A 21,382-nucleotide genomic window follows, 5' to 3' on the forward strand; every position below is an offset into this window, starting at 1 on the left:
GCTTTGTCCGCTTCGTCGGATGGGTGGAGCCGGCGATCGAATGTGGACGATGGGTGTTGCAGAACAAGGACTGGCGTTAACGACGCTTGGCGATTTCCAGCTTGAGCGACATCGCTTCGAAGCTTGTTAAAATTTGCCGGATACCCCTTCCGGGCATAGCGATCAGGGGAGAGGTATGGGTAAGCGAGCCAAACGTGGAAAGACCGAGACGCTCGCGCTACCGGTGGCCGGAAGAGTTGCAATCGGCGCAGTAGCCGCTGCCGCATTGGGGTACGGTTTGCTGTCGCGCCCGGCGAGCGTCCAACCGATACGGAAGCAAGCCGCGCACCAGGCCCCGGCGCCATCGACTCCTATTCACGTAGCGGCACCGGTTCAGGTTCCAGCGCAAGCTCCGGTTCCAATCCCGGTCCCCGCGCCCCGGATCGAAACACCAGCCGTCGCTGACGCTCCCGGAAAATTTGTTCGGCAGGTGGTTGACTACGTCAGTCACCAGGCCCCGGGCACCGTCATCATCGATACCGGAAACACGTTCCTCTATTTCGTCCTGAACGACAGGCAGGCGATGCGCTATGGCATCGGTGTTGGCCGCGAAGGTTTCACATGGTCCGGTGAGCAGACCGTGGCCCGCAAGGCCGAATGGCCGGATTGGCATCCGCCTGCGGAGATGGTCTCGCGTCAGCCCTATCTGCCGCGGTTCATGGCGGGCGGCCCCGGCAACCCGCTCGGCGCCCGGGCGATGTATCTGGGCGAGACCGAATATCGAATTCACGGCACCAACAATCCCGCGACGATCGGGAAGAAGGTGTCGTCTGGCTGCATCCGGCTGACCAACGAGGACGTCACGGATCTCTACGAGCGGGTGAAGGTCGGAGCGAAAGTGATCGTGCTTCCGGCACAAGCCGCCCATCGACCATTCCCGGGCGCGCCGCCCGACGCTGCCGTCTCATCGCAGGAACCGGCGTCGCCGTCGAGCCGGCCCTCGGCAGCCAACGCGCAACCGCAGTCATCTCGACCGAAGATGGCCGACGCCCAGTAACTCAATTCCTCTGTCCCAGATCTACAACTTGAGAAGCAGCCCCTGATCAAAATGGGCTAGGTGGCCGCACCGGAACTTGCGGCATGCCAGGCGTCGGTGCGCTGTATGAGACCGTATGATCGCGTGCGTGGGGCATTGGTAGTAGCGCGCTGCAGCAACAGCGGTTTCTTGTGGATCAAATTCGGGAAAGTCGTAGCGTCGTGAGTAGAGGCTGTGCCGCTACAGCCTTCCAGCCCCGGCAGCCCCAGCTCACCCCCTGAGCTGGGGCTTGCCCGTTCCTCGTTCGATGGTCGATCGAGATGGATGACGTCGAGTACGGCCTGATAGGTCTAGCGATCGTTTTATTCGTCGTCGGCGGGGGCGCTCTTCTGCTCGGATGATCAGCGCTACAACCCCCACACCATCGCGATGGCCAAGAGCACCAGCATGCCTTATCGCATGGTCGAGGTGTGGTGGAACGTCGGCCAAATCCGCACGACTGAGCACATCGTAAATCGGCAAATGCCCGCGGCAATTGCCATCCCGAACTAGTCCTAACCAACAGACGGGCAGGCAAATCGCGTGCGCAAAAGTAGTAGCGCGCCGCAGCATTGCGGTTGGCAGTGGATAGAAACTGGGAAAAAGGCGCAATGTAGCGTCGTGGGCGGAGGGCGGCCGCCACAGCCTCCGAAGCCGCGTCAGTTCCAGCTCAATCCGCCTTCCAGCTGGGCGCACCGGACGGGGAGGGAGATCTCATGAAGGCAGCGCTCTTGGCATTATCGCTCGTTGGTCAGCCGCCCGTACAAATTTCAGACAGTGTTCCCAACTTCGATATCAACGCGCTTTGCGCGGACGTTTCCGTTGACGATAAAGCGTCGGGACTTCCCCAGGACGCGAGTAAGTGCGTGAGTGACGAGGCGGTTGCGCGGCAGCAGCTAAACTCGATCTGGCTAACTGTCCCGGCAGGACCGCGAGAAAGTTGCGAACTCGAGGCGGGGTCAGGGCAAGTACAAAGCTATGTCGAACTCCTCATTTGCTTGAAAATGATTGACTGGGACTCGCCATCGACAGTGCCCTCTCAGAGGCCCAAGCAAGGTTCGAAAACGCCAGGCAATTGAGCGCCGTTCGAAGAATTGCGGTTGAAAGAGGCCGCCAGCTGAGGCGGCGGTAGGTCAGTTTGAGAACTGCCCCCCGAGAGATTTTCCTTGGTTAAATAACGATGTTTACCAGCTAGGACGGAACGGCCCTATTCTTGGGCTGTGAAGCGTACGGAGAGGTCACCATCATGTTGGCCGATCAAACGCACGGACCGGCAAAATGAAATGGCTCCGATCTGGCGGCCAGACCGGAGCCATACGCGCGACCAAGACAATTCAGTCTTCCGAGCGCAGGGCCGCCTCGACGCGCTGGATCAGCCGCTCCCGCATCTCAGGCATGGCCCCGCCGAGCAGGAGGAAGACGCGGACGATCGGCAAATAGGGCTGCATCGCCGCCGTCAACGCCGCAGGGGCTATGCCGGCCAGCCGCGCATACTCCGCCTGCAGAACCGAATTGACCGTGGCCCGCTCCGGATCGTCGGCATGTTCCGGGCAAGCTCGGCAATCAGGACATGGCACTGTGCAATCTCATAGGCGGCGGGCGCACGAGCCGCGCCGAGCCAGTCGATCAGTCTCGGACCCTGCGCCGTCATGATCACGTTGCCGGGGTGAAGGTCGGAATGGCACAGCACGTCATCGGGCGCGAGGTGCTCGATCAGCGCGAGGACGCCGGTGGTGATGCGCTCCGGAAGCACGCTGCCGCCGAACCGCAATCTGGCGTCCATCGCCTCGCGCAGCGAGAGTGCGTCCGGCGGCGGTCGCGTCTTGTGGACGGCACGGCAGAGCGTCGCAAGGATTTCGCCCGCTTGTTCACGCGTGATGGCGCCGGTGCGCGTAGCCTGCGTCAGGGTCGGCCCATCGAACCGCGGCAGCACGATGCCAAAGCGGCCGTCCAGGGTGACTTCGCCGAGCACCTCCGGCGCTGGGCCGCCGGCGGCGAAGACCGCGCGGGTCATTTGCGCCTCGTGCCGGACGACCCACTGCGGGATACCTGGCCTGGACAATTTGACGACCTGACCGGGTGCCCAGGCGTGGACATCAGCGAAGACGCCTTGGCCGATCTTTTCCCCCAGCGATCCCTGCATGCCCGTTCTCCGCCGTGCAGAGGAAACACCGGCGGCGAGCAAAAAGAAACCCCTCCGTCGCGGGGCCGCCGGACACCATGATCGCCTTGTAACCTGCAGAGACCTTCGTCCACTCCGCAAACTGCGACATCAAAGAGCATCGCATGCTGCGATGTCGCACGTGGTTCAGCCCTGCCAACGTAGCCGGTTAAACCGGTACGATGCCTGCTCACCCTCTTCTGCTGTGGATCAGAACTCGGCGAGCACCCGGCTGGTCGACCGTTCGTGGAGCGGCACCAAACCGTGGGCTCGAAATTCTCTGCGCTAGCGGCAAGGCTTTGGCGAATCTCGTCCGAGGCCTTTAGCTCGGTTCAATCCAATGGGAAGGGTTCGAGACGTACATCTTTCCCCGCGTTACGAAAGCGGACAATTCAAGTCCCAGACCCAAAAGCGGCAAGTCAAGCACAATGACGCCAGAGCCCTTGGCTGCCTCGAGTCCTCCGTACAGCGTGTGGAGTGCATTTCTCAGGTTCTGAAGTAAGCCGATCGCCGTAAAGGTGCTTCGCGCATTCAGCGTGGGCGCCACGTACTTGCCGTTTTTCAAGCCATCGATGAAGTGCTTGCTGTGACGGATCGATTGCAGTGCCGATTTCGAGATCAGCTTCTCGGTAAATGCGACATTGACGCCCCAGTCATTCAAGGATTCATGGTCCAGCTCATATGGAACCCTGAAACCAAAGCCGATGACAGCAACGGCCCCTCCGCTGCCTCCAAGACCCAGTCCCCACCGGCTGCTGACAATCTGGAGGTCAAAGGTCTCCAAATCTCCAAGGTTCACGACGTACGCGGTGGTGCTCTCGACGCCGCCGATCAACAACTGTCCGCCAGACTTGACGCCGAAGCCGAGCCAGCGCTTGAAGAATTTGGTTTCCGCCGGATAGAATTGAGGTTTCGGTGGAGGTGGCGGCGGCGGCGGCGGTGGTGGCGGGTTTGGCTTATTCCAAACCGAGATGATGACACCACGCCAGGTTTCGTTTTCCACCCCGTCCCTTTCACCTGCATACATGGCCGCTCGTTCCCCTTTCGCGACCTCGAACGCAACTTTGAAGTTGTTGGGCACTTGCTTGCGAAGCAAATCAACTACGGCCCGCAGCCTGTTGTGCGACAACAGCATGTTGAACTCGTCGCTGCCGGTACGACTTGCAAGTCCGATGATCGTAAGGCTTCCTCCATCCCTCAATTTCGGAGCGACGACACTAGTCAGCCAATTGGAATGTTCCGGCTTTATGGCGAACTTGCCGACGTCAAAGTTGAACAGCTTCGCGGCAATCGTATCCGGTGCCTGCGATCCGTACTCCTGGAGTTTCCCGGGTGATGCCATGTTGATTATCTCCCAACGGAGAGACCGACTGCGGAACGGGTGGAACTCAGATCGAAAGATTCGTCGATTGATGGGTCGCCCTGGACGTTATGTCGGTTCATCGTCGCCCTCAGATTTCCCGTCAGCGACTTTAAGGGTGCCGTCGAAGTCGGTGAAGGCGAAGCCATAAGACACTCCGTGGTTTTCGGCGGAATGAGCGTACGGCGGCTTGGGTTTCATCGCGATGTCGCGGCATAGCGCGGCAGTGGGCGAGCAGGGCCACGTACTCCATTAAAATCCAGGACGCCTGCTTTCGGGGACGAAGCGGAAACCCGATCCGAGTTCGGGGATATCGCGTTCTGACCCGAAGCGGTCCGGCACGCGGATGGCGCGTCGTCGCGCGCGCCATCCGCTCCTACAATCTATCTCTTGCTATCCCTTGCGAAGAAAAAAGAGCCTAGGCCTTCAGGTCCGTGATCCGCATGATCGCGACCACATTCCCATCGTTGTACGCCTGCTCTTTTGTTTCCTTGTTACAGGTCCAGACAAAATTCTTCTTGCCGGTAAAGGTCTTTCCCTCCTGTTCAAGCCGAAGCTCCCCTTCAGTGATATGGCAGATCATGGCATTCATCATCGGGGGGCCCATGGTCTTCGATCCCGGCTGCATAATGACATCGCGCATTGAGACCGTCTTAAATCCTGGGATCAGGGATGGTGTCTCGCCTTCATATTCACGCACCACGACACCTGGCCAAGGTGCCGTATCCTTGTAGCCCGTGGCTTGAGCCGCGGCGGGCTTGATCATGGCAGTCGAAACCGCTGCCAATGCGATTCCCAGTGCGGACCTTCGATCGACCTTCCTCATCGCTTTTCTCCCGACGTTACCGAACGAGCGGCCGCAAATGCAGCGCGCAAGGTTCGTGGTGAACGGTGGTGCGAAACCGAAAAAAGAACGGCCTCTAAGAGAGCGTGCCTGCCGATAGCACCAGTGCTGCTCGTTTGCCCGGACGGTGATTTCGGCACGTCCCGCTTCAAGGGCCGTGACATTCTACGCCACCTGACGCATCCGGGGAACAGGTGGCGTTGCACGAAGACACTGCAGCCTGTCGGGAAGGTCCGAAACTGGCCCGTTAGCCGACATGACCGAGTGCGCCTCGCGTGTCCGCACCCGAGGGCTGATGCGGACATTCGTCGGCAGGCGGATTGATGGCGACACGCCCCGGATCGAGGTGCGTGCCGAGGACCACTTTGCAAACAACAAAAAAGCCGGCGTTGCCGCCGGCTTTCGTGTCTGTTGGCTTTATCGCTGCGCGATCAGTGCGCGGCTTCGAGCGCGGCTTCCTGCCGGGCGATCGTGCCCTTGACCGCGGACTGCACCTTCTCGAAGGCGCGGACCTCGATCTGGCGGACGCGCTCGCGCGACACGCCGAACTCGGCGGCAAGGTCTTCCAGCGTCATCGGCTCATCGGCGAGGCGGCGGGCCTCGAAGATGCGGCGTTCGCGCGGGTTGAGCACGCCCATGGCGCCGTTCAGCGCGTCACGGCGGTGATCATACTCCTCGTGCTCCGCCATCATGGCTTCCTGGTTGGGCGTGTTGTCGACCAGCCAGTCCTGCCATTCGCCGGCTTCGCCGTCGTCGCGGATCGGAGCGTTGAGCGACGCGTCGCCACCGAGGCGGCGGTTCATGTCGATCACGTCCTGATCGGTGACGCCGAGGCGCTTGGCAATCATCTTCACCTGGTCGGGGCGGAGATCGCCTTCGTCCAGCGCGTTGATCTTGCTCTTCGCCTTGCGCAGGTTGAAGAACAGCTTCTTCTGGTTCGCGGTGGTGCCCATCTTCACGAGCGACCAGGAACGCAGGATGTACTCTTGAATCGACGCCTTGATCCACCACATGGCGTAGGTGGCGAGACGGAACCCCTTCTCGGGTTCGAAACGCTTCACCGCCTGCATCAGGCCGACATTGCCTTCCGAGACGACCTCGGAGATCGGCAGGCCGTAGCCGCGATAGCCCATGGCGATCTTGGCCACGAGGCGGAGGTGGCTGGTGACGAGTTGGTGCGCCGCGTCGCGATCGTCATGCTCGCGCCAACGCTTGGCGAGCATGTATTCCTGCTGGGGCTCCAGCATCGGAAACTTGCGGATCTCGGCGAGGTAGCGAGAAAGGCCGGATTCTCCATTGAGGACCGGCAAAGCAGCGGTACGGGCCATAGTGCGCCCTCCAAAAAGGTTCAGGCCCCCGATAGCGGCGGGCCAGGCAGACGACCGCTGTGTTAAAGCCGGCCGTAGCTGCGATGTTCCGCGTTGGATATTCAGCGCAGGTGCAACATACACCAAACTGTCCGTGAAAGGGAAGGATTGCTGACGTCACGTCCCCGTGTGGCAGCTATAACTTTTTGTCATAACGCGGCTTTTCCGGAAGGGGTGCGTCATACCGCCGCTTCCAGCGCCCGTTGCAGGAGAAGCAAGTCCTCCGGCAAGGGCGCTTCCCAGTGCAAAAATTCCCCGGTCCGGGGGTGCTCCAATGCCAGCAGATAGGCGTGGAGGGCCTGCCGGCCGAGGGCGGTGAGTGTGTCCTTACCTTCCGCGCCGAGCTGCCCGGCCTTGGTCTTGAAGTGGGCGCCGTAAACGCTGTCGCCGAGCAGCGGGTGGCCGATATGAGCGAGGTGGACGCGGATCTGATGGGTGCGGCCGGTCTCGAGCTCGCAGGCGAGCAGGGCGGCGACCGGCTTGCCGTCGCGTCCGGCAAAGCTCTCCAAGATCTCCCAATGCGTCACCGCCTCGCGGCCGCCCTGGCGCACCGCCATCTTCTCGCGCGCATGCGGGTGGCGATCGATCGGCGCGTCCACCGTACCGCGATGCCGGTTCGGCACCCCCCAGGCAAAGGCCATGTAGCCGCGCCGCATCTCGCCGGTGCGGCCGTGGTCGGCGAATTGCGCGGTCAGCGACTGATGGGCCAGGTCGTTCTTGGCGACCACCATCAGCCCCGTCGTGTCCTTGTCGAGCCGGTGCACGATGCCGGGCCGGCGCACCCCGCCGATGCCCGACAGCGAGGCGCCGCAATGGGCGATCAGCGCGTTGACCAGGGTGCCGGTCTCGTGCCCGGCCGCGGGGTGCACCACCAGCCCTTTCGGCTTGTTGATGACGATGATGTCGTCGTCCTCGAACACGATATCGAGGGCGATCTCCTCCCCCTTGGGCTCGGCGGGCGCCGCCTCCGGCACGTCGATTATGATCGTATCGCCCTTGGCGACATGATAAGCGGGGTCGCAGACGACGGCGTCCTTGACGGTCACGGAACCGGCGAGGATCAGCGCCTTCAGCCGGGACCGCGACAGTTCGGGACTGCGCTGCGCGAGCACGCGGTCAAGCCGGGCCGAGCCCTCGTCGCCGGCGACCACGACCTCCAGCTTCCGACCGCCATTCGAAGAGACTTGTTGCGAAGACACTTGCAAAGATAGAGCCTTGTGATGACCGACACCGCTGTGACCGAACCGACCCCCGACCAGGCCGCGCTGATCGCGCGGGTGCGGCGCATGATGCTGATCGCGGGCCTGACCTCGGCACTGGCCGTGGCCGTCGTATTGATTGCCATCGGCTACCGCCTTTATCGCAGCGAGGGAAGCCCCGTTTCCGTTTCCGACGTCACTGCTGCGCTGCCGAAAGGCGCGCGCATCGTCGCCACCGGTGTCGCCGGCGAGCGCTTGATCCTCACGCTTGATGTGGGCGGTGCAACAGAGATCCGCACATTTGATGCAAAGACGCTGAAACCTGTCGGCAGGCTGAGCTTCGTCAACGAGCCCTGATCGCAGCGCTCGCGAAGCCGCGCCATCGATCAACCAAAAGCTGCAGCGCATTTTTTGCGCATGCGTTCGCGCATCGAGAAGGTGTGCCGCCATCTTTTCGGCCGAGTTGCACGTTCAGCTTGCGCCATGTCGCGATCCAACCCCAGCGCTTCCATCGAACAGTCTGGTGAGTCCGATGTATCGGGCTCGTGCGCCGACCCGACGCGCCGCGCGGTGTTGACCGCGCTCGCGAGCTGCGCCTGTCTCGCCGCGATCGAGCCTGCGGCCGCCGACGATGACGAACAACCCGGCGCCAATGAGCGGCCGCAAAAAGCCGATCGGCTCGTGCGCGCCGAGGGCGACAAGGCCGGCCAGGTCATCAAGTCGGAAGATCTGACCTTGGGCGGCCCGCCCATTCGCGCCTGGCCGCAGGACCCGAACACCTCGGTCGTCCGCAAGGGCTCGCGGCTGAACGAGGTCGTGCTGGTCAAGCTCGATCCGAACGAACTCGACGATGCGACGCGCGCCCGCGCCCCTGACGGCATCGTCTGCTACTCGGTCATCTGCACGCATGCCGGATGTCCGATCACCGCCTGGTTGAAGGAAGAGCAGGGCGACAAGAACGTCCTGAAATGCCTCTGTCACAACTCCGAATACGATCCGCGGCAGAATGCGCAGGTCGTGTTCGGGCCGGCGCCACGTCGCCTCGCGGCATTGCCGCTGACGGTTGCCGACGGCGCGATCACGGTCGCAGCGCCATTCGTCGGAAAGGTGGGTGCTCAGCAAGGAGGATGAGGCCACATCGGGATTTCTGCACGACCTAAAGCATGATCCGGAAAAGTGCGATGCGGTTTTCCGAAAAGATCATGCTCAAAATAAAATTGAAAAATCAAAACAGAGCAGGGAGGTAGCATCTCATGACAAGCAAGCAGTGGTTATTGTCGAGTTGTGTCGCATTCACGTGCCTCATTTCGACCTATGCCGTCGCGGGGCCGATCGAAAACTACAGTTCGGTGACCTCAGCGCGTCTCGAAAATCCCGAACCCGGCAATTGGATGCTCTATCGGCGCACCTATGACGGGCAGGGCTACAGTCCGCTCGACCAGATCAACACCTCGAACGTGAAGAGCCTCACGCCGGTCTGGACCTTTGCCACCGGCGTGGTCGAAGGCCACCAGGCGCCGCCGATCGTCAACAATGGCGCGATGTTCGTGACGACTCCAATGGGGCAGGTGATCGCGCTGAACGCGAAGACCGGCGACGAATACTGGCGCTACAAGCGGCAGCTCCCTGACGATCTGTTCCAGCTGCATCCGACCAACCGGGGCGTCGGCCTGTGGGAGGACAAACTCTACCTCGCCACCACGGACGACCATGTGGTCGCGCTCGACGCCAAGACCGGCAAGGTGGTTTGGGATACCAAGGTGCAGGACTACAGGAAGGGCCAGTATCTGACGCTGATGCCGTTGATCGTGGACGGCAAGGTCATCGTCGGCGGGTCCGGCGGCGAGTTCGGCGTACGCGGCTATATCGTGGCCTATGATGCCAAGGACGGCAAGGAGCTGTGGCGGACCTACACCATCCCCGGCGAAGGCGAGCCGGGTCACGACACCTGGCAGGGCGACGACTGGAAGAACGGCGGTGGGTCGGCCTGGATGACCGGAAATTACGATAAGGAGACCAAGACGATCTATTGGGGCGTCGGCAACGCGGCGCCGTGGCCGGGCTCGGCTCACGCCGGCGACAACCTTTACACCAGCTCGGTGATCGGTCTCGATCCCGACACCGGCAAGATCAAGGCCTATCACCAGTATCACCAGAACGATTCCTGGGATTGGGACGAGGTCGAGGCGCCGATGCTGATCGATCTGCAACGCAACGGTCGCACCATCAAGAGCCTGGTCCATCCGGGACGCGACGCGATCTTCTGGGTGCTCGAGAACAAGCCCGACAAGATCAACTACGTGTCCGGCTGGCCGTTCGTGAAGACCAACGTCTGGAAGGGCATCGACGAGACCGGCAAGCCGATCGTGGATCCCGCGCATAAGCCGGTGATCGGCAAGCGCGTCGAGTTCTGCCCGTCGCTGTGGGGCGGCAAGGATTGGCCGTCGGCCGCCTATAGCCAGAGGACCGGCCTCGTCTACGTGCCTGCCAATGAGAATTTCTGCGGCGGATTCACCGGCGAGAAGCAGCCGCTGGTACCCGGCGAGCTCTGGCTCGGAACCAAGCCGGAAGACATCGGCCTGAAGACGAGGCCGGGCGCGGATCATTTCGGCGAGCTCCAGGCCTGGGATCCCGCCACGGGCAAGAAGGTCTGGCAGCACAACTTCCCGAAGTCGCAGCTGTTTGGCTCGGTCACGGCGACGGCGGGCGATCTGGTCTTCGTCGGCGGGACCAACGACCGTAACTTCCGAGCCTTCCACGCCAAGACCGGCGAACTTCTGTGGGAACAGAAGACCAACTCCGGCATCATGGCGATGCCGATGTCCTATGAGGTCGACGGAACGCAATACATCGCGGTCCAGTCGGGTTGGGGCGTCGACGCGCAACGCATCCAGGATGCTCTGGCCGGCAAGGTCAAGGGCTTCGAGAACAACGTCCCGCAAGGCGGCGTGATCTGGGTGTTCGCGCTCGACAAGAAGTAAGCCACGTGATCCGAGCTTCGGTCCTGATTGAAGGACCGAAGCTCCGGCTCTCATGACGCGTTTTCTGCAAGCGAAACGGTGTTCGTTCGTTCGAAAACGCTTCTTACCAATAGGGGGCGATGCGATCGGGAAGCGGCGGATGGGGAGACCGCCGCTTCCCGGTCCGCGCTTGCGCTATTTGCCCTTGGTGTCGACCTTCCGCTTCTCGTCGTCGTTCATCTGCTTGATCGTGGGATCGCGGCTGGCCTCGCCGGTGGTCTGGCCGGTGGTCGCTGGCGGGCCGCTGCTTGGAACCGAGTTCTGGTCGGGCAGCACCCGCGCCGGACGCGTCGCCGTTGCGTTTGGCGGCGAGGCGGTTTGTGCGAGTGCAGCCTGTGTCGCAAAAAGAAAGACGCCCGCGGACAAGGCTGCCGCGAGCGTCCCGAATGTCTGAGGCGGGGTTCTCATCGATCTGCTTCCTCTAAAGCGCGATCGATGAGAACGGCCCGTCTCGTCTAACGTTCCAGCGTCAGGTCTCCAATTGCTTGCCGATCGGAAGCGAGCGGATGCGTTTTCCCGTCGCCGCGAAGATCGCGTTGATCAGGGCCGGCGCGAACGGGGGAACACCGGGCTCGCCGACGCCGCTCGGCGGCGTGTCGGGCCCCGGCGGCACGATGTAGACGTTGGTCACCGCAGGAGATTCGTCGATCCTGACAACCTGGAAGTCGTCAAAATTCTTCTGCTGCACCTTGCCGTCCTTGAAGGTGATCTCGCCGTATTTGGCGAGGCTCAGGCCCATGATCGCCGCGCCCTCGATCTGCGAGGCGATTCGCTCGGGGTTGACGTAGGTGCCGCAATCGATCGCGGTGTCGACCCGCGGCACCGTCATCTTGCCCTTGTCGTCTATGGCGACCTCGACGATGGTCGCGATGTAGCTGACGAAGCTGCGGTGCACGGCGATGCCGAGACCGTGGCCCTTCGGCATCTTGCGCCCCCACTCGCCCTTCTCGGCGACCAGCTCGACCACCTTGCGCAGGCGCGCGGTATCGATCGGGTAGCTGTCCTGGGGCTCGCCATAGTTCCAGAGGTCCTTCACCGAGGACAGGTTGACGATCCGCGGGCTTCCGATCAGCTCGAGAAGCATGTCTTTCTGGTCGCGGCCGGTCGCCTGCGCAATCTCGCCGACCATCGATTGCACCGCAAAGGCCCGCGGGATGTTCGAGACCGAGCGGAACCAGCCGATGCGGGTGTGCGCGGCTGCTTCCGGGTTCTCGCAGGAGATGTTGGCGATCTCGAACGGCATATCGACGAGGCCCATGCCGAGTTCGAACGGCGCTTCGTGATTGGCACCGGCGGCAAAGGTCGAGGCGATGCTGGGAGCCACGCTGCGGTGGCGCCAGGCGATCACCTTGCCGCTCTTGTCGAGGCCGGCCTCGATCCGCTCGACCGAGACGGTGTGCACGAAGCCGTTGTGGAGGTCGTCTTCGCGTGTCCACTGCACCTTCACCGGCGCACCGAGTTCTTTGGACAGCAGGGCGGCCTCGAGCGCAAAGTCGCATTTCGACTTGCGACCGAAACCACCGCCGAGCAGCGTCACGTTGACGGTGACGTTGCCTTCGGGGATCTCCAGCGTCTTGGCGACGTCCTCGCGGGTGCCGCCGGGACTCTGCACCGGCGCCCAGATCTCCGCCTTGTCGCCCTTGACGTTGGCAACCGCGACCGGCGGCTCCATGGCGACATGGGCGAGATGCGGGATGTAGTATTCGCCCGTTATCACCTTGTCGGCGCTCTTCAAGGCCGCATCGACATCGCCCTCCTTGCGCAGGACGAGGCCGGGCTTGCGCGAGGCCTCCTCGAGCGAGGCACGATAGGCGACGGAGTCGTATTTGCCGTTCGGACCGTCGTCCCATACCAGCTTCAACGCGTCGCGGCCCTTGATCGCCGCGCCGGTGTTGCGCGCGATCACGGCGACGCCGCCGAGCGGCTGGAACTTCGAGGGCCACGGCCAGCCGCGCACCTGCATCACCTTCTCGACGCCGGGCACCTTCTTGGCCGCGCTGTCGTCGAACGACTTCAGCTTGCCGCCCGTGACGGGCGGGCGCGCGATCACGGCATACTTCATGCCGGGCAAGCGGACGTCCGCGCCGTAAAGCGCCTTGCCGGTTGTGATGTCGTGAAGATCGACAATGCCGACCTGACCCTTGCCGAGATAGCGGAAGTCCTTGGGATCCTTCAGCTTGAGACCTTCGATGCTCGGCACCGATTCCTTGGCTGCGTCCGCGGCGAGCTCGCCGAAACCGGCCTTGCGACCGCTCGCGCTATGCACCACCTCGTGGTTCTGCGCCTTCACCTCGGTGACCGGCACGCCCCATTTCTTGGCGGCGGCGGCTTCCAGCATCGAGCGCGCCGAAGCGCCGATCTGGCGCATCGGTATCAGATAGTGCCGCGTGCTGCGTGAGCCGTCGGTGTCCTGGTTGCCGAACTTGACCTCGTCGCCATGGGCCTGCTGCACCTTGACCCTGGACCAGTCGGCTTCCATCTCCTCGGCCACGATGAGAGGCAGGCTGGTGCGCACTCCGGTGCCCATTTCCGAACGGTGCCCGATGATGGTGACGATGCCATCCGGGGCAATCGCGACGAACACGCGCGGGTCGACCACGACGCCGTGCGGCATCTGGCCGGCGCCGGTCTCATAGGCCAACGCCTGGCGCGACATCACGGGGGCGGCGAGGACGAAGCCGCCGGTGACACCGAGCCCCTTCAGGATGCTGCGGCGCGAGACCTTCTCGACCCTGATATGCTTCTCGAAGCCGCGAAGCTTGCGGGCATTGTCGATGAAGTTCATGTCACACTCCCGTCGATGCGAGATGGACGGCGTTCTCGATGCGTTGGTAGCAGCCGCAGCGGCAGATGTTGCCCGACATCGCCTCGCGGATCTGGTCATGGCTTGGCTTCGGGTTCTGATCCAGCAGCGCCGCGGCCTGCATGATCTGGCCGGCCTGGCAGAAGCCGCATTGGGGTACGTTGACCTGACGCCAGGCCTTCTGCACCGGGTGATCGCCGTTGGGATGCAATCCCTCGATCGTGGTGACCTCGCGTCCGGCGACGTCGTTCACCGACGTGATGCAGGCCCGCACGGCCTCCTTGTCGACGATGACGGTGCAGGCGCCGCACAGGGCTTGTCCGCAGCCGTATTTGGTGCCGGTCAGTCCGGCCTCGTCACGCAGGAACCAGAGTAGCGGGAGGTCCGGGTCGCCGTCCCAGCTCTGTTCCTGGCCGTTGATCTTTAGTTTGATCATGGTCTGTCCTCGCTCTGCTTAAGCTATTGACCTGTGCGGCGCGAGGTGCGGAACGTCTTCCATGGCCTGCGACCGCGCTGATGTTTGTTGTGCCAAGATATTCGTGAGCCAAATCTGCCGTGCGCCAAGGCCGTCAAGCGCTTGCGCTTTGTTCCAAGCACTCCTCTCGCTTGTCCGGCGCCGTGCGGGGCGCAGCATGGTGAAGGGCTGCGATGTTAGCAGAGACGGACGCCGGGTGACTTCACAGCCAGGTGTTTTGCATTGCCATTTGGCGAAAGCAGGGCCGTGCACGACGACGACATGACATCTCAGGGTGGCCATCATGCAATCGCGAGGGCGGTGCCACTGTAGCGTGCAGGTGCGACGCGCTCGGGCAAGGCACGCGCGGCATTGCGCCCGGCACCGTCTTCCCCGGTGCGCAATTGCGCGGCGATGAACCCGGAATCCAGAGGTATGGCGCCGGATGCCCCCGGGGTTCGTAAAGCATGGCTGACAAAATCCCCGCCGCAATGCACAAGGCATCTTGCGGCCGCCGGATTTCGAGGCTATTGCCTTCCCTCTCAACGCTCCCTTCGTCTAGCGGTTAGGACGCGGCCCTCTCAAGGCTGAAACAGGGGTTCGATTCCCCTAGGGAGCGCCATTTGAGCCCTCATCCGCAAACCCGGAACTGACCCGCTCGGCACGCAAAAGCCGCGATTTCGAGCACGTGCCTGCGGCTCTCGATTCAAATTGCGCGGTGCCGTGGGCCGCGATCACCGGCATGAGCGATTGCGCAGGTCTTTCGGAACGGGCTCGCGCGAGAGCGTGCCCTGGTCGTTCACCCCGTGCGAGCTGATCGGCGCAGACGCGATGCCTAGACTCCGCTGCAAATCCGCTGCTATACTTTCAGTTGCTCGACCGGCGTGAAGCACGCGCCGACATTTCGTTCGATTGTCATATCGCGAAAAGGAGCTCGACGATGGCGATTACGCTGACGGTCTTGGCGAGCCTGCTGCAATTGCACGGGCCGGGTGCGACAATCGAAAGCGATCATCAGGGTATCGACGCATTGCTGAGTGGTGTGCGCGAGCAGAGCCTTCAGGAACAGAGCGCTCAGGAACAGAGCTTTCAAGAACAGAGCCCTCAAGACGTAGAGAGCTTGCAGTTGGGGGTGGTTTCCGACCAGCCCCAGGCAACTCAGGTCTATTTCAGGCGGGGGGCCTTTGCCAGGGGGCCCTATGCGGGCGGCTTTCGCAGGGGCGGCGGCTATTATCCGGGCGCCGGCGCATTTCGCAGGGCCGGCGGATATTATCCCGGAGCAGGCGCGTTCCGACGAGGTGGCTTCGTCAGGGGCTACTAGGCCGATCGCAGCTTGCTGGTATCCGCATGTCGGTTGACGCTTCAAATTCCGTCGCGTTCCAGGAGCAGCCGATCACGCAGTTGCTGGTCAAGGTAGCGGCGAGGTGCAACATCGATTGCTCCTATTGCTACTGGTTTCGCGATGCGGCCGTCTATGACAAGCCCAAGCTGATGAGCGCGGAGGTGCTGCAGCAGCTGTTGCTGCGCCTCGAACAGCACGTCGCCAGATACTCCCTCGTCGACTTTCCCGTGATCCTGCACGGCGGTGAGCCGCTGCTTTGGGGCGTCGATAATTTTCACCGTTTTGCGGAGGGCTGCGAGGGCATTTCATCCCGGACCGGCTGTGAGATCCCCATCGCGGTGACGACAAACGGCGTCCTGATTGACGACGAATGGCTCGACTGCTTCGAGGCCCGCAATATTTCGGTGGCGATCAGTATCGATGGGCCGGCACATATTCACGACGCTCACCGCAAGACGTTTCAGGGTACCGGCACCCATGCCGCCGTGGAACGCGCCGCCCGCATGCTGGTATCGCGCGACATTGGCGTGATCGCCCTCGCAGTCTGCAACCCGGCCTACGCGCCGCAGGAGTATGCGGATTTTTTCGCGGCGTGCGGCATCGCCAACTACGACATCATGATTCCCGACGCGACGGTGGACGAGAAGCCGTCGTCCATTGCCCCGTTCTATAACGGCCTCTTCGACCTGTGGCTGGAAGCCAATCGCACGACGCCGACATCGAATGTCCGCATCATTTCCGACATGGTCGCGGCCCTGATCGGCAACAACGCGCCGACCGAAGGCGTGGGCCACAAGCCGGTCGAGCTTTGCACGGTCATGACCGACGGCACGGTGGAGGCCCACGACGTGTTGCGAATTGCGGGTGACGGTTTCACCAACACGAGGTTCAACATCTTCGATCACGCGATCGACGACGTCAGGAACGAGCCGCGCTGGAAAGCCGCACGCGATGCGTCAGTCAATCTTTGCGAGAAGTGCCGGCAGTGCAAGTTCATGAACGCCTGCGGCGGAGGCTATCTTCCGCACCGCTTCTCCACGAAGAACGGTTTCGACAATCCGTCGGTTTATTGCGACGATCTCTATTCGATGTTCGAGAATATGCAGTCCGTGCTGGAACGTCATCTCTACGTCCGCAAGCAGGACGGGGAACGGATTGGCGTGCGCAACGCAGCGGCGGGCGGTTAGGCAATTCGGATCAATCGGCAGCTCCGCTCTTGTAGATGACGCGACACGCGCGGTATCGTTCCATTGCGAGCAAAGCCCGACTGTCTCAAGACCACCGTCGAAACACCAGGCTGGCGTTGACGCCGCCAAATCCGAAGCCGTTCGAGATCGCGTGTTCGATTGTCATTCGCCGCGCAACGTTCGCGACGAGGTCGATGCCCTGCGCCGCGGAATCGGCGTTCTCGAGATTGAGCGTCGGCGGCGCGATCTGGTCGCGCAAAGCCAGCACGGTGAAGATCGCCTCCAGCCCGCCGGCGGCGCCGAGCAGGTGCCCGGTGGCCGATTTGGTCGCGCTCACGGCAATGCCTCCCTCGCGCCCGAACACGCGCTTGATCGCCTCGAGCTCGGAGAGATCGCCGACCGGCGTCGATGTCGAATGCGCGTTGAGATGCTGGATCTGGTCGGGCCGCAACCCGGCCTGCTGCAGCGCCGCCTCCATCGCGCGCCGGGCGCCGTCGCCGTCCTCCGGGCCTGCGGTCATGTGGTAGGCGTCCGCGGTCGTGCCGTAGCCGACGATCTCCGCGATCGGCGTTGCGCCGCGCGCCAGTGCATGTTCCAGCGCCTCGATCACCAGGATGCCGGCGCCTTCGCCCATCACGAAGCCGTCGCGGTCGCGATCGAACGGGCGCGAGGCGCGCGCGGGCTCGTCGTTGAAGCCGCTCGACAACGCGCGGGCCGCGGCAAAGCCGCCGAGGCTGACGATGTCGATGCAGGCCTCCGCGCCGCCGCAGATCGCGACATCGGCCTCGCCGGATCTGATCAGGCGCGCGCCGTCGCCGATCGCCTGAACGCTCGCGGCGCAGGCGGTCACCGGCGCGCCGATTGGACCCTTGTAGCCGTAGCGGATCGTGATGTGCCCGGCCGCGAGATTGGCCAGGAAGGATGGAATGGTGAACGGCGACAACCGGCGCAGGCCGCTCTTCTCCGCGGTGCGCACGGCGTCCGCGATCGCGGGAAACCCGCCGATCCCGGACGCGATCACGGTGGCGGTGCGCTGCTGCGCAAGCGCCTCGGCCGGCATCCAGCCGGCCTGCGCCACGGCCTCGGCCGCTGCGAGCAGCGCGAACAGGATGAACCGGTCCATCTTCTTCTGGTCCTTGCGCGGGGCTGCGGAATCGGGATCGAACCCGCCCTCGGCATCCCCCGCCTTGTCAGGAACCTGTCCAGCGACGCGCCCCGGCAGCACGGCCGCCCACTCGGGCAATGTGCGAAGCCCTGAATGCCCCGCAAGCAGCCTCGACCACACCAGTTCGGTGCCACAGCCCAGCGGAGACACCGTCCCCAGGCCCGTCACAACAATTCGACGCATGGCTCTCCTGTCGCGCCCTTGGTGCGAACCGGCATGGCCGGAATCCGAACCTGCCCGGGCGTCGGGTCGTTATATGATGATTGTCATCTATTGTCTCGACCGGCCGGCCGTCAAGGGATTGACTTCGCTCTCAGCGCTCCGTTCGTCTGGCGGGCTCAATGATTAGGATCGTGGTCAGTAGATTGCGGCCGAAACCCATGTACCGCCGCCTCGAAGTGAAATGCATCGGCTGTGAGACCCACCAGACTGTCATCGTCCGCCGGCCGAAGTCTACGCCCGTGCGCGAGCTCGAGCGCTACATGCGCTGCAAGGATTGCTCGGAGGTCCGCGGCTATCCATTCAGGAGGCGACGATCGAGGAGGCGATGATCGATTCGATGTGTGAGAATTGCGCCGAGCTGGATGATCGGATCGCACAAGTCGATAGCCTTGCGAGTCACGGACCAGCAGCGCACCAAAACGGCATCGCATGCCTGATCGAAGAACACGAAGCCGAGAAGGATCACTCCATCCGGCGGCGAAAGAGTAAGGGGCGCCTCAGTTGGCGGCCAGTTGAAACCCTGACGTCAAGAGAAATGGCCGCGCGAGAGGCATCGACACCGAGGCCAAGCCGACATGTCATCCATGAGGTACGGCAGGTTCAGCAGACCATAGCCAGCCCAAGCAGATGATAAGCGCGATCAGCGATATCCCCGCTAAGCCGATGAGGCTGAACTCAACGCCGTCGAGATCGGTCCTGAATATGGAAGCCAGCCTGCCCCAGGTTCCGAGTGACCGCATTAACGTATATCGGTCAATGCGCGTATCCTGATGGGACGCAAAACGCAGGCCGGCAAAGACTCGTTCGCGTAGAACAGCACCCACCTCTGGGTTCCCCCGTATTGCGGCCCCATCGTCATCAACCCTTTGCGTTTCGAACGTACCGATAATCATCAGGAATTTGCACTTCCTCCTGGGGCAAGGCCGACGCCGCCCGCATGCATTTTAAGCGGGCGGCGTTGGGCGTTCTCGGCCATATGGATAATTGACCAGGCGCCGAGAGCTTGGGATAGCGTCTGCCCGGCTCAGGTCGGGCTATCCCAAGGCGAGGCACCTGACATGGAAACAGCCACGCTTTTATCGATTCTCCGCGAGCGGAACGTCAGAGTATGGATCGAAGGGGGACGCCTTAAGTGCAGCGCACCCGCTGGCGCTCTTGACGCAGAGTTGCGCGCGACACTGGCGGACCGAAAGCAAGATCTGCTCGCCTGGTTGCGGCAGGCGGAGACGCCTAAGAGCGGTCCGGCCGATTCCCTACCCATCGAGCGCGAGGATGGGACAGGAGCGCTCCTGCCGACAATTTCCAGGCAAGTTCCGTTGCCGATAATCCCGGCACAGCGCGAATGCATGAGCCGCTTCGTTAAGGAACTCCGGGGTTGCGGCTACGACCTTGCAAGCTGTGCCGAACGCCTCGAGGTCCTTCCTCGCATCGGAGTGAATTTCTGGCAAAAAATGCGAACGTCTTGGACTCCTCGAAAGGAAGATCCAATCGACAATCTCATTACGCTCTTCATCGATGGCCAGCAGGTGAGCGCAGACATCGTCGCGAAACGGATTTCGTCGCTCTTTGTTGATGCGGCGCTCGAAATGGGATTGGTTGAAAAAGACGGCGACGTGTTGCGGTCGGACTTCAGTCTGTTCCCATGTTATGGGAAATACCTCGTGACGGATCATGGAGAGAAGAACACCGCAATCAATCAAGTCATGTGGCTGTGGGGAGAGAGCTTTATACTCGGCGGCATGGTCAAGAGGATCGCCCGCAGGCGCGCCATTGATCTGGGAACAGGCTCCGGCGTGCACGCTATTCTGGCAAGCGACCATTCCGCGAGGGTAGTGGGCGCAGACGTCAGTCCGCGCGCCATCGCCTTCTCCAACTTCAATGCAGCGCTAAACGAAAAGACCAACATCGATTTTATCATAAGCGATCTCTTCGATTCGATCGCCGGAACATGTGATCTGCTGGTATCCAACGTTCCCTACGCACCGGACACTGCCGCCAAGGCGAGCGACAATTTTTGGAGCGGTGGAATAGACGGTACCGAGCTTCTGCAAAGGGTCGTCGAGGCTCTTCCCACGAGGTTGGACGCGGACGGAACAGCCTGCATCAATTCCCTGTTTCCGAATCCTCCCGGGACGAAAATCAGGGATCATTTCGATGCTTGGCTTGGGGGCAATCTCACCGAGTGGGATGTGCTGGATCACACCTGGCCTGTTCCGGGATATCAAGATTTGCTCTCCGAGCAGCCATTCCAGGGTGATATGAGCGCGTGGCGCTTTGGCGTGGTGAGTATGCGTCGATCTCGGATTGGCCGGGGTTGGTGGAAGGAAGTCGCAGGCAATGGCCTGTTCTTCCGAGAGGACGGAAGTTGCAGCGTCATTGCCGATCACGATGCCTACGGGTGACCTGCTGGACTATTGCCGAACAGCCCGTAGCGTACGCTGTCGAGTACAGCATCGATCTTATCGATCGTGAGAAGAGTTATCCTGCAGCTGGGCAAACGGCCGCTACGCCGTGGAGCCCCAAGGTCGTCATCCCCGACCGCCATTTCAAAGTGGTCGCCTTCGTTCCGGAAATAACCGGTGCTAATCGCGACGGCGATTGCCGCTTTTTCCCAAAATGCGCGGCAGGTAGGAACCATCGAGCGGACAGGACGTCTAATTGACGCTTCCGGTCAGCCAGGCCCCCCCGACTGCCGGAGGAAAACCCGCATTGCTCGGGTTGGCGGCCCTCAGGTTGGGGCCGCTTTCAATTCGACGGGAAAGCGCAAGCATTGTTCGATCGCCACGATTCACATAGTTCAATGCCGCGCGCTCCATCCCGCGAGCTAATGTCGAACTCGTATTTTGCAGGTGGTGGTAGCAATGGAATTTATTGGACGCCCGATGCGAGGCCGGTTCCTCGTTCGGCAAGGAAGCATCGGCTGGATGGTCTACGACAGCGAACTCAAAGGGCCAGCTCAGATAAGGAAAAATGGCCCCTTTGCCGAAAAGCTGACCAAGGAACAAGCTGAGATTTTAGCGAAGGGCCTAACGAACCAGCCAGATTCGTAAAAGCGAACCACGATACCCTCTGGGCTATGCCCAAGTTCGAGTTTTTCCTACCGGCCGTCGGATAGGTGGTCCCGGCCGTTCCCGAGTGGTCCATGAGATCAAGAACAACGGTTACCGCCTGCGCCTCGAGCGCGACGGAGATCGCGTCCGGCTG

General features: G+C 62.2%; 17 protein-coding genes and 1 tRNA gene. 9 read left to right on the top strand and 9 right to left on the bottom strand.

Features of this window, described 5'->3' with window-relative positions:
* Positions 1 to 175: 175 nt before the first annotated feature.
* Complete coding sequence (locus RX327_RS07805) at positions 176 to 1,036, top strand: L,D-transpeptidase (RefSeq protein WP_317249955.1); 861 nt, start codon at positions 176 to 178, stop codon at positions 1,034 to 1,036.
* A gap of 1,489 nt (positions 1,037 to 2,525) precedes the next feature.
* On the opposite strand, the gene RX327_RS07810 is transcribed toward RX327_RS07805, so the two are convergent.
* From RX327_RS07810 to RX327_RS07830, 5 genes are all read right to left on the bottom strand, one after another.
* The gene (locus tag RX327_RS07810) at positions 2,526 to 3,197 is read right to left on the bottom strand and encodes an aminoglycoside phosphotransferase family protein (RefSeq protein ID WP_244481819.1); all 672 of its coding nucleotides are present in this window, start codon (positions 3,195 to 3,197) and stop codon (positions 2,526 to 2,528) included.
* Positions 3,198 to 3,537: 340 nt separating this feature from the next.
* On the bottom strand, positions 3,538 to 4,557 hold the full coding sequence (locus tag RX327_RS07815; protein ID WP_317249956.1) for a hypothetical protein: 1,020 nt from the start codon (positions 4,555 to 4,557) through the stop codon (positions 3,538 to 3,540).
* Positions 4,558 to 4,993: 436 nt separating this feature from the next.
* The gene (locus RX327_RS07820; protein ID WP_028333159.1) at positions 4,994 to 5,401 is read right to left on the bottom strand and encodes a hypothetical protein; all 408 of its coding nucleotides are present in this window, start codon (positions 5,399 to 5,401) and stop codon (positions 4,994 to 4,996) included.
* Between the two features lie 449 nt (positions 5,402 to 5,850).
* The gene (gene rpoH / locus RX327_RS07825; RefSeq protein WP_317249957.1) at positions 5,851 to 6,747 is read right to left on the bottom strand and encodes an RNA polymerase sigma factor RpoH; all 897 of its coding nucleotides are present in this window, start codon (positions 6,745 to 6,747) and stop codon (positions 5,851 to 5,853) included.
* A 218-nt stretch (positions 6,748 to 6,965) separates the two neighbouring features.
* Positions 6,966 to 7,946, bottom strand: coding sequence for an RluA family pseudouridine synthase (locus RX327_RS07830; protein WP_317251220.1), 981 nt, complete (start codon positions 7,944 to 7,946; stop codon positions 6,966 to 6,968).
* 60 nt (positions 7,947 to 8,006) lie between these two features.
* On the opposite strand from RX327_RS07830, the gene RX327_RS07835 reads away from it, so the two are divergent.
* From RX327_RS07835 to RX327_RS07845, 3 genes are all read left to right on the top strand, one after another.
* On the top strand, positions 8,007 to 8,342 hold the full coding sequence (locus RX327_RS07835; protein ID WP_018269854.1) for a hypothetical protein: 336 nt from the start codon (positions 8,007 to 8,009) through the stop codon (positions 8,340 to 8,342).
* A 126-nt stretch (positions 8,343 to 8,468) separates the two neighbouring features.
* Positions 8,469 to 9,116 (top strand): ubiquinol-cytochrome c reductase iron-sulfur subunit, encoded by a 648-nt coding sequence (locus RX327_RS07840; protein WP_050383655.1) that lies wholly within the window; start codon positions 8,469 to 8,471, stop codon positions 9,114 to 9,116.
* Positions 9,117 to 9,238: 122 nt separating this feature from the next.
* Positions 9,239 to 10,966 (top strand): methanol/ethanol family PQQ-dependent dehydrogenase, encoded by a 1,728-nt coding sequence (locus tag RX327_RS07845; protein ID WP_317249958.1) that lies wholly within the window; start codon positions 9,239 to 9,241, stop codon positions 10,964 to 10,966.
* Positions 10,967 to 11,140: 174 nt separating this feature from the next.
* Here the strand turns inward: RX327_RS07845 and RX327_RS07850 are convergent, their stop codons facing one another.
* The 3 genes from RX327_RS07850 to RX327_RS07860 form a co-directional block, all read right to left on the bottom strand.
* Complete coding sequence (locus tag RX327_RS07850; RefSeq protein WP_028333164.1) at positions 11,141 to 11,413, bottom strand: hypothetical protein; 273 nt, start codon at positions 11,411 to 11,413, stop codon at positions 11,141 to 11,143.
* A 61-nt stretch (positions 11,414 to 11,474) separates the two neighbouring features.
* Positions 11,475 to 13,790, bottom strand: a complete 2,316-nt coding sequence (locus RX327_RS07855; RefSeq protein WP_317249959.1) for a xanthine dehydrogenase family protein molybdopterin-binding subunit — start codon at positions 13,788 to 13,790, stop codon at positions 11,475 to 11,477.
* A gap of 1 nt (position 13,791) precedes the next feature.
* Positions 13,792 to 14,244 carry a (2Fe-2S)-binding protein gene (locus RX327_RS07860; protein WP_317249960.1) on the bottom strand — a complete coding sequence of 151 codons (453 nt, stop codon included), beginning with the start codon at positions 14,242 to 14,244 and terminating at the stop codon, positions 13,792 to 13,794.
* 565 nt (positions 14,245 to 14,809) lie between these two features.
* Between RX327_RS07860 and RX327_RS07865 the strand changes: the two genes are divergently transcribed.
* The 3 genes from RX327_RS07865 to RX327_RS07875 all read left to right on the top strand — a co-directional run bounded on the left by RX327_RS07865 (position 14,810) and on the right by RX327_RS07875 (position 16,791).
* Positions 14,810 to 14,884: transfer RNA gene (locus RX327_RS07865), tRNA-Glu, on the top strand.
* A gap of 318 nt (positions 14,885 to 15,202) precedes the next feature.
* A complete protein-coding gene (locus RX327_RS07870) occupies positions 15,203 to 15,583 on the top strand; it encodes a hypothetical protein (protein ID WP_050383776.1) in 381 nt (126 codons plus the stop codon).
* 26 nt (positions 15,584 to 15,609) lie between these two features.
* Positions 15,610 to 16,791: a radical SAM protein gene (locus RX327_RS07875; protein ID WP_028334848.1), complete on the top strand. Its 1,182-nt coding sequence runs from the start codon at positions 15,610 to 15,612 to the stop codon at positions 16,789 to 16,791.
* Positions 16,792 to 16,876: 85 nt separating this feature from the next.
* Here the strand turns inward: RX327_RS07875 and fabF are convergent, their stop codons facing one another.
* A complete protein-coding gene (gene fabF / locus RX327_RS07880; RefSeq protein ID WP_317249961.1) occupies positions 16,877 to 18,139 on the bottom strand; it encodes a beta-ketoacyl-ACP synthase II in 1,263 nt (420 codons plus the stop codon).
* 1,097 nt (positions 18,140 to 19,236) lie between these two features.
* Here fabF and RX327_RS07885 point away from each other — a divergent pair.
* Positions 19,237 to 20,580 (top strand): methyltransferase, encoded by a 1,344-nt coding sequence (locus tag RX327_RS07885; RefSeq protein WP_317249962.1) that lies wholly within the window; start codon positions 19,237 to 19,239, stop codon positions 20,578 to 20,580.
* 459 nt (positions 20,581 to 21,039) lie between these two features.
* The gene (locus RX327_RS07890; protein WP_050386810.1) at positions 21,040 to 21,228 is read left to right on the top strand and encodes a hypothetical protein; all 189 of its coding nucleotides are present in this window, start codon (positions 21,040 to 21,042) and stop codon (positions 21,226 to 21,228) included.
* The last annotated feature ends 154 nt before the right edge of the window (positions 21,229 to 21,382 follow it).

The organism is Bradyrhizobium sp. BEA-2-5 (assembly GCF_032918025.1).
In the GTDB taxonomy this organism is placed as follows: Bacteria; Pseudomonadota; Alphaproteobacteria; order Rhizobiales; family Xanthobacteraceae; genus Bradyrhizobium; species Bradyrhizobium pachyrhizi.

Bases quoted from the DNA above. Each gene is read 5' to 3' on its own strand.
- RX327_RS07875 (WP_028334848.1), top strand. From the start codon at position 15,610: ATGTCGGTTGACGCTTCAAATTCCGTCGCGTTCCAGGAGCAGCCGATC.
- RX327_RS07820 (WP_028333159.1), bottom strand. From the start codon at position 5,401: ATGAGGAAGGTCGATCGAAGGTCCGCACTGGGAATCGCATTGGCAGCG.
- rpoH (WP_317249957.1), bottom strand. From the start codon at position 6,747: ATGGCCCGTACCGCTGCTTTGCCGGTCCTCAATGGAGAATCCGGCCTT.
- fabF (WP_317249961.1), bottom strand. From the start codon at position 18,139: ATGCGTCGAATTGTTGTGACGGGCCTGGGGACGGTGTCTCCGCTGGGC.
- RX327_RS07815 (WP_317249956.1), bottom strand. From the start codon at position 4,557: ATGGCATCACCCGGGAAACTCCAGGAGTACGGATCGCAGGCACCGGAT.
- RX327_RS07810 (WP_244481819.1), bottom strand. From the start codon at position 3,197: ATGCAGGGATCGCTGGGGGAAAAGATCGGCCAAGGCGTCTTCGCTGAT.
- RX327_RS07890 (WP_050386810.1), top strand. From the start codon at position 21,040: ATGGAATTTATTGGACGCCCGATGCGAGGCCGGTTCCTCGTTCGGCAA.
- RX327_RS07845 (WP_317249958.1), top strand. From the start codon at position 9,239: ATGACAAGCAAGCAGTGGTTATTGTCGAGTTGTGTCGCATTCACGTGC.
- RX327_RS07870 (WP_050383776.1), top strand. From the start codon at position 15,203: ATGGCGATTACGCTGACGGTCTTGGCGAGCCTGCTGCAATTGCACGGG.
- RX327_RS07805 (WP_317249955.1), top strand. From the start codon at position 176: ATGGGTAAGCGAGCCAAACGTGGAAAGACCGAGACGCTCGCGCTACCG.
- RX327_RS07840 (WP_050383655.1), top strand. From the start codon at position 8,469: ATGTCGCGATCCAACCCCAGCGCTTCCATCGAACAGTCTGGTGAGTCC.
- RX327_RS07835 (WP_018269854.1), top strand. From the start codon at position 8,007: ATGACCGACACCGCTGTGACCGAACCGACCCCCGACCAGGCCGCGCTG.
- RX327_RS07885 (WP_317249962.1), top strand. From the start codon at position 19,237: ATGGAAACAGCCACGCTTTTATCGATTCTCCGCGAGCGGAACGTCAGA.
- RX327_RS07860 (WP_317249960.1), bottom strand. From the start codon at position 14,244: ATGATCAAACTAAAGATCAACGGCCAGGAACAGAGCTGGGACGGCGAC.
- RX327_RS07855 (WP_317249959.1), bottom strand. From the start codon at position 13,790: ATGAACTTCATCGACAATGCCCGCAAGCTTCGCGGCTTCGAGAAGCAT.
- RX327_RS07850 (WP_028333164.1), bottom strand. From the start codon at position 11,413: ATGAGAACCCCGCCTCAGACATTCGGGACGCTCGCGGCAGCCTTGTCC.